Consider the following 9,365-nt stretch of genomic DNA (forward strand, 5'->3'; position numbering starts at 1 on the left):
TGCGTATCCGCAGTCAAGTGGACAGCTTATTCTCAGACGTGATGAAGCAAACCCAAGAGCAATCGATTGCTTCCCATGCCTATGATACGTATCCGTTGTATGAAATTCAGGGGCTATCAGAGCTTAAGCAGGATTTGATCAATCATATTCTTATTTTTGAGAACTATCCGGTAGAGGAACAATTGGAGCAATTAGGCAACGGTGATGAGTCCAGCTTCAGTATCATCGGAGCTGAGTCTGTCGAGCAGACCAACTATGACTTTAACCTGGTGGTGCTGCCAGGGAACACCATTCACATGAGCTTTGGGTATAATGCACTGGCCTTTGAACGGGAAAGTGTAGAGCAAATTCGAGGTCATCTGGTACAGCTGCTGGAACAGGTAACAGCGAAGCCGGACATTCGGGTGCATGAGCTGGATATGGTAACCGCGCAGGAGCGTGAGCAAATCGTTGAGGCTTGGGGAAATACAGTGGTAGCATATCCAAACGAGCAAACGATTCACGGCTTGTTCGAGGCGCAAACCGCGCGGACGCCGGAGCAGACAGCATTGTTCTTCGAAGGAGAGCAATTAACCTATCGCGAGCTGAATGCACGCGCCAATCGTTTGGCTCGTATCTTGCGTAGTCAAGGCGTGACGAAAGATCGTCTGGTGGGTCTGATGACTGAGCGTTCGGTGGACATGATCGTAGGTATCTTCGGGATTTTAAAAGCCGGGGGTGCATATGTCCCCATCGATCCGACCTATCCAGAGGAGCGTATCCGCTACATGCTGGACGACTCGGGTGCGAAGCTGCTGTTGACGCAAAGCCATCTGGTGGACAAAGCAGCTATCGACGGTCACGTGCTGGTGTTAGATGGGGAGCAAACGGTGTACCACGAGGATGATTCCAATTTGGAGCCGTGGTCCGGTCCAAACGATTTGGCGTATGTCATTTATACGTCGGGTACAACCGGGCAGCCGAAGGGCGTAATGCTGGAGCACCACGGGTTGTGCAATCTGAAAACGTATTTTGATCAGACACTTCAAATCCGTACGTCGGATCATGCGTTGCTGTTTGCCAGCTACTCGTTTGATGCGGCTTGCTGGGAAATCTTCCAGGCACTGTTCTGTGGAGCCACACTGTATGTGCCAACGACAGAGACGATTTTGAACTACGAGCGGTTTGAGCAATATATGGCGGATCATCACATCACGGTGGCAGCTTTGCCGCCGACCTATGCGGTCTATCTGGATCCGCAGCGGATGCCACACCTGCGTATTCTGTTCACTGCGGGTTCAGCATCCTCAACCGAGCTGGTATACAAGTGGAAGGATCAAGTGGCGTACTACAACGGCTACGGTCCAACCGAAAACTCGGTGGCGACATCCATCTGGCCGGTATCCGAGGATGAGAGGGCCGGACAACTGATTTCCATCGGACGCCCTGTGCCGAATCATCGGGTATATATGCTGGATGTGCATGGACATTTGGCTCCGGTAGGCGTCGCGGGTGAACTGTGCGTGTCTGGTTCGGGTCTGGCCCGGGGTTATCTGGATCGTCCAGAGCTGACGGCTGAGAAATTTGTATCGAACCCGTTTGCGGCTGGCGAAGCAGGGTATGAGCGAATGTACCGTACGGGTGACCTGGCGAGATGGATGCCGGACGGCAACATCGAATATTTGGGCCGGATCGACCATCAGGTGAAAATCCGGGGCTACCGGATCGAGCTGGGTGAGGTCGAGGCACAAATTTTGAAAGTGGAAGACGTACAAGAGGTCATCGTACTGGCCCAGGCGGACGAACAGGGGCAAAACCAACTGGTGGCGTACTATGTTGCTGAACGGGAAGTAAGCGCTGGTGAGCTGCGCAGCTTAATGGGCGAGGAGCTACCAAACTACATGGTGCCTTCGTATTTCATCCAGCTGGAGCAGATGCCACTGACACCGAACGGTAAAATCGACCGCAAGGCCCTGCCGGCACCAGAAGGCAACCTGCAAAGCGGAGCGGATTATGTAGAGCCGCGCACAGTGCTGGAGCAGACTTTGGTTTCGATTTGGCAGGCTGTATTAGGAGCGAAGAGAGTCGGGATTTTGGATAATTTCTTTGATCTGGGCGGCGATTCGATCAAAGCGATCCAGGTATCCTCCCGTTTGCTGCAAGCGGGCTACAAGCTGGACATGAAGGATTTGTTCCAATATCCTTCCATTTCGCTGCTGAGCGGTCATATTCACAAGGTCAGCCGCACAGCCGATCAGCGGGTGGTTTCGGGGGCAGTTAGATTGACCCCGATTCAGCAATGGTTCTTTGGACAATCCTCAGCAGAGCCACATTATTTCAACCAGTCGGTGATGCTGTATAGAGCACAAGGCTTTGATGAAGCCGCATTGCATCAAACGGTGACCAAGGTAACGGAGCATCATGATGCTTTGCGTATGATCTTCCGTCAGACCGAACAGGGCTATGAAGCGTGGAATCGCGGTCTGAACGAAGGCGAGCTGTATCGTCTGGACGTTATTGATCTGACGGATGTGCAAAACATTACAGATGTTGCAGCAGCCATTGAAATGAAAGCCAATGCCATCCAAAGTTCTATTCGTCTGGACGAAGGACCGCTGGTGAAGCTGGGACTTTTCCGCTGCATGGATGGAGATCATTTACTGATTGCCATTCACCATTTGGTCATAGACGGGATTTCGTGGCGAATTGTGCTTGAGGATTTTGCCACGGGATATGAGCAGGCCGTGCGGGGAGAAGCGATTCGCCTGCCTTATAAAACGGAGGCTTTCTCCGCTTGGGCAGAGCGCTTATCACAATATGCGAATAGTCCGGCGATCGACAACGAACGTGAATATTGGCAGCATCTCGCTCAAATGGAAGTCGCATCGTTGCCTAAGGATCAAGAGAGAGCGGAGGGACAACATTCTCTAATCAGAGACACTGCAACGGTGAGCGTAGCTTGGAGTGAACAGGAAACACGACTGCTGCTGCAGGAAGCACACCGTGCGTACCACACCGAGGTCAATGATCTGCTGTTAACCGCACTCGGCACAGCGGTATATAACTGGAGCGGTCAGGAGCGTGTGCTGGTCAATCTGGAGGGACATGGCCGGGAAGCCATTGTTCCAGATATCGACATCACCCGTACCGTGGGCTGGTTTACAAGCCAGTATCCGGTGCTGCTGGGTGTGGACGGAAAGGCAGCAGTCGGGCAGCGAATCAAGCGGGTGAAGGAAGATCTGCGTCATGTGCCGCATAAGGGCATTGGCTACGGCATTTTGAAATATATGTCTCAGCATGATGCCCATCCTTCCTGGACCCTGCAGCCTGAAATTAGCTTTAACTATTTGGGACAATTTGATCAGGACTTGGAAAACGGGGATATCACGCTGTCCTCACATCCAGGTGGAGAGCCGATGAGTGACCATACCGTTCTGGAGCATCCGCTGAATGTGAACGGAATGATTACAGCGGGCGCGCTGACACTGGACATTCGCTATGACAGTAAGGTATATCATCAGCAAAATGTAGAAAAATTTGCGCAGTTGCTGCAGGAAAGCTTGCAGGAAGTGATCGCTCATTGTGCCTCCAAAGAGCGGAGTGAGCTAACACCAAGTGATGTATTGTTCAAAGGCTTGACACTGGAGCAACTGGAGCAATTGACGGAGCAAACTTCTTCTGTGGGCGAGCTGGAAAATGTGTATGCTCTTTCGCCTATGCAGAAGGGGATGCTGTTCCATAGCTTGATGGAGCCGGAGTCAGGCGCCTACTTCCAGCAAGCGTCGTTTGATCAAAAAGGCAGCTTTGATGTTGCAATTTTCCGCAAGAGTCTGGATGTACTGACACAGCGTCATGAAGCGCTGCGGACGAATTTCCATATGTTTGAGACAGGGCACAGTCAGGAGCCATTGCAGATCGTGTTCCGTCACAAAGATAGCGACCTTTCCTTCCAGGATATACGGGAAATGCAGGAAGCGGAGCAACAGGCGTATATCCAGGCGTTTAAGCTAGAGGACCAAGCTAGGGGCTTTAATCTTGGTACGGATGCACTCATGCGCGTACAGGTATTGCAAACCCATGAAGAAACGTATCATTTGGTCTGGAGCTTCCATCATATTGTCATGGATGGCTGGTGCTTATCGCTCGTTACGGGTGAAGTGTTTGGTACGTACTTTGCGCTACTGGAGCAGAAGCAACCGGAGCTTGTAGCGATTACACCATATGGCCAATATATCGAATGGCTAGAGCGTCAGGATGAACGTGCGGCAAAAGAGTACTGGAGCAGCTATTTGGCGGGCTTTGAACAGCAGACGTTGTTACCTGGATCGGATGCTTCATCGAAAAACCAAGCGGCTAATACGGTATCCACTATAGCACGTGAAACCAGCGAATATGTTTCTGAAAAAATAACGGTAGATCTGGACCCAACGTGGAGCGAAGCCATACACCGGATTGCAAAGCAGCAGCAGGTCACGATTAATACGCTGATGCAGAGCGTGTGGGGCCTTATTTTGCAGAAATATAACAACAACGAGGATGTTATTTTCGGTAGTGTCGTATCTGGACGTCCAACGGATATTGCCGGTGTAGAGCATATGATTGGTTTGTTCATTAATACGATCCCGGTGCGGATTCAAAGTGAACGGAATGCCACTTTTGTGGAAGTGATGCGGAAAACGCAGGAACAGGCACTGGCCTCGGGAGCCTATGACAGCTTCCCGCTGTATGAAATTCAGGCGCTGACGGAGCAGAAGCAGAACCTGATTAACCACATTATGGTATTCGAGAATTATCCGGTAGAGGAGCAAGTTGAACAGCTTAGTGAAGTTCGTCCGTCCGCTTTTGAAATTATGAATGTACAGGTTGTCGAGCAAACGAATTATGATCTGGACTTGATTGTGATGCCCGACGAAACCTTCCGCATCATGTTCAGATATAACGCCAATGTATACGATCGGACCACGATAGAGCGTATGCAGGGACATGTACTGCATGTTATCGAGCAAATTATCGACAATCCGCATATCCGAGTGAATGAGTTGGAATTTGTGGCACCGGAAGAGCAGGCACAGATCGTTCAGGTCTGGGGGAATACGGCGGCAGCCTATCCGCAAGATCAGACGTTAAGTGCGCTGTTCGAGCAGCAGGTAGCGGAAACACCAGATCAAGTGGCAGTGCTGTGCGGAGCGGAGTCGTTAACCTACGCGGAGTTGAATGAGCGAGCGAACCGTTTGGCTCGGACGCTGCGTGCCGCAGGTGTTCAGCCGGATCAGCCTGTAGGCATACTGGTTCACCGTTCGCTGAACATGATCGTCGGCATCTATGGAATCCTCAAAGCAGGCGGAGCCTACGTGCCCATCGATCCGGAATATCCGGCGGACCGTATCCGCTTTATGCTGGAGGATTCGGGTGCGAAGCTGGTGCTGACGCAATCGCATCTGACGGAGCAAGCGTCACTGAGTTTTGGCGGCCAGGTGCTGGTGCTGGATCGCGAGGACATTTACCACGAAGACGGTTCGAATTTGGAGCCACTGGCTGGCCCGCACCATGTAGCCTATGTCATCTATACCTCCGGCTCCACGGGGAAACCGAAGGGCGTGATGGTGGAGCACCATTCTGTGCTGAACCGGATTTTGTGGATGCATGATCGGTACGGCTTGAGTGCGGAAGACACAATCCTGCAAAAGACCGCCTTCACCTTTGACGTATCGGTGTGGGAGCTGTTCTGGTGGTCGCTGGTCGGCTCAAAGGTGAGCTTGCTGTCGGTAGGCGGGGAAAAGAACCCGGAAGACATCGTGGACACGATTGCCCGCGATGGCGTGAGCACGATGCACTTTGTTCCCGCCATGCTGCATGCGTTCCTGGAGTACGTGGAGCAGCAGCCACGGGAAGTGATGCAAACGAAGCTGGGCACGCTGCGCCATGTCTTTGCCAGTGGAGAAGCGTTGCCGCCACAGCATGTGGCCCGGTTCCAGCGGCTGGTGTCGAGCTTGGCCGGAGCGAAGCTGGTCAATCTCTACGGCCCGACCGAAGCGACGGTGGACGTATCGTACTTCGATTGCGAGCCGGATGAGGAATATGGAGTTATTCCGATCGGGAAACCGATTCAAAATATTCGTCTGTACATCGTGAAGGAAGGCACGGAGCAATTGCAACCGATCGGGGTTGCAGGAGAACTGTGCATCGGCGGTGTAGGCGTAGCCCGCGGTTACCTGAACCGTCCAGAGCTGACGGCCGAGAAATTTGTGAAAGACCCGTTTGCAGGCGGGGAAGCAGGCTATGAACGGATGTACCGCACAGGCGATTTGGCGAGATGGATGCCGGACGGGAACATTGAATATCTGGGCCGGATCGACCATCAGGTGAAAATCCGGGGTTACCGGATTGAGCTAGGCGAGGTCGAATCGCAGCTGCTCCAAGTGGAATCGGTACGCGAAGCCGTGGTCACGGCGCGTGCGGATGAGACGGGACAAAAACAAATGGTGGCGTACTATGTCGCCGGGCAAGAAATGGGTACCAGTGAGCTGAGAAGTAAGCTGGGCCGGGAGCTGCCAAGCTACATGGTGCCGTCGTACTTTGTACAGCTGGAGCAAATGCCGCTGAGTCCAAATGGCAAAATTGACCGCAAAGCCCTGCCAGCACCGGAAGGCAGCCTGCAAACCGGAGCCGATTATGTCGCACCGCGGACGTGGGTGGAAGTGAAGCTGGCTCACATTTGGCAGGATGTGCTGGGTCTCACGCAGGTCGGTGTGAAGGAAAACTTCTTCGAGATTGGCGGACACTCGCTGCGGGCGACGACACTGGCCTCGAAGATTCATAAGGAGCTGAACAAGCCGCTTCCACTACGCAGTATTTTTGAAGCACCAACGATTGAACAACTGGCAGTCGTACTGGAACAGCTGGATCAAGTAACCTATGCGTCCATTCCGGTAACGGAAGAACGCAGCTTCTACCCGTTATCTTCGGCGCAAAAACGACTGTATGTACTGCATCAGTTCGACCCGAATGATGTGAACTACAACATGCCGTCGGTGCTGCAAGTGAGTGGTCCGCTGGATGTGAAACGAGTGGAAGACGTGTTCCGTCAACTGATCGCCCGCCATGCGACCTTGCGTACCCGCTTTGAGCTGGTGGACAATGAACCGATGCAATGGGTTGAGGACACCGTGCCGTTTGAAGTGGAATATACGAAGGTACAGGCAGAGCGTGCGACTACGGATACAGATTTGGATACAGCTACGTACACGACGATCAGCCAGGAAGCACAAGAACGGGTACGACAGTTTGTCCGTCCGTTCGATCTGAAAGCTGCACCGCTGCTGCGGGTAGGCTTGGTGGATCTGGGCGCACAAGGAGCAGAGCAAGAATCCCAGCATTTACTCATGCTCGATATGCACCATATCGTTTCGGATGGTGTGTCGATGGAGGTACTGACCGATGAATTTGTCCGCTTATATGGCGGTGAAGAGCTACCGGCATTGCGGATTCAGTACAAGGATTATGCGGTATGGCAGCAAAGCGAAGCCCATCAGGAGTGGATGCAGCGTCAGAAAGCGTACTGGCTGGGTACCTTCCGGGGCGGCGTGCCTGTGCTGGATCTGGCAACCGACTTTGCCCGTCCGGCGGTGCAGAGTACGGCAGGGGATACGATCGAATTCGGACTGGAGCGTGAAGTTAGCGAACGCCTGAAAGAACTGGCTTCGCAAACGGGTTCAACCTTGTATATGGTGCTGCTGGCGGCGTACACTACGCTCTTGCATAAATACACAGGCCAAGAAGATATCGTAGTCGGCACGCCGATTGCTGGAAGACCGCATGCGGAACTGGAGAGTCTGGTAGGTGTCTTCATCAACACGCTGGCAATCCGCAATTATCCGTCTAGCGACCAATCGTTTCTGGATTATCTGCAAGAGGTGAAGGAGCATGCGCTCAGTGCTTATGAGCATCAGGACTATCCTTTTGAAGAGTTGGTTGAAAAGCTGAATTTGACGCGGGATACGAGCCGAAATGCGCTGTTTGACACGATGTTTGAGTTGAAAACATTGGAGCAGCAGGAGTTCCAGCTGGAAGGTCTGACCTTACATTCGTATCCGCTGGAAAATCATACGGCCAAATTTGATCTGAGCTTGGATGCAATAGAGCAGCCAGAAGGCATTCTGTGCCGTCTGGAATACAGCACGGCGCTGTATAAGCCTGAGACGATTGCGCGATTGGCGCAGCATTTTACCGAACTCGTACGTGCAATTACACTGCAACCACAACAGCCACTGGCAGCTTTGGATATGGTACCTGCCGAGGAAAAAGCACAAATCATCCATGGATTTGGAGATGTGGGGGTATCGGATGTTGCTGTAGTCGAGGCAGGAGCCTTATTCCATACCTTTGTGGAAGAACAGGCGCAGCTTGTACCGGATCATGTGGCGGTGGTGTACGAGGAGCAGCAGCTTACGTACCGGAAACTGAACGAGCGCGCGAACCAATTGGCGCGGAGATTGCGGAACGAAGGCGTTGGACGCGAGTCGATGGTTGGCATCTTGAGTGAACGCTCGGTGGATATGTTGATCGGCGTACTGGCGGTGTGGAAGGCCGGCGGTGCGTACGTGCCGCTGGATGCAGACTATCCGTCAGAACGTATTCGTTTCATGCTGGAGGACAGTGGTGCGAGGATACTGTTGACCCAAACGGGCTTGCAGGAGCGTGCACTGGGTTGGCTGAATGAAAGCCAATGGGCTCTGGGCGAAGGAAAGAATGAGAGTGAGCTGGAGACGGCGGTTAGCGCTGAAACGATGGAAAGAGACCGCCTTAGTGAAGGCGTAAGCTTGAAATCAGATTCGAAGTCTGACAGCCAAGCAGCATCCGAACCGGCAACAGTGCTGCGTCTGCATACCGTACTGGCGTTGGACGATGAGTCACTGTACACCGGAGATACGGCAGACGTCGATCACATCAACGAACCGCAGGATCTGGCGTATGTGATCTACACCTCCGGGACAACGGGACGTCCGAAAGGGGTCATGATCGAGCATCACAGCTTGGTGAATACGGCTGCGGCGTATCGCCGAGATTACCGTCTGAGCGAGTTCCCGGTACGTTTGCTGCAACTGGCGAGCTTCTCCTTCGACGTCTTCGTCGGGGATATCGCGCGGACGCTCTATAACGGCGGCACGATGGTTATTTGTCCGAAAGACGACCGGATTGATTTTAGCCGTTTGTATGGCTGGATTCGCGATTGCCAGATTACGGTGTTCGAATCGACCCCGGCCCTGATCGTACCGTTTATGCAGCATGTGCATGAACAGGGGTTAGACATGAGCAGTCTGGAACTGCTGATCACCAGCTCGGATAGCTGCAGTGTGACGGATTATCGGGTGCTGCAAGAACGGTTT

General features: G+C 52.9%; 1 protein-coding gene. It reads left to right on the plus strand.

The genetic code is table 11. The annotated features are described in order from the left end of the window. Positions 1-9,365, plus strand: a 9,365-nt coding sequence (locus NLX74_RS25295) for a non-ribosomal peptide synthetase (RefSeq protein ID WP_254330909.1), incomplete at both ends; no start/stop codon positions are given.

Source organism: Paenibacillus sp. MZ03-122A (genome assembly GCF_024213325.1).
Taxonomy (GTDB): domain Bacteria; phylum Bacillota; class Bacilli; order Paenibacillales; family Paenibacillaceae; genus Paenibacillus; species Paenibacillus polymyxa_B.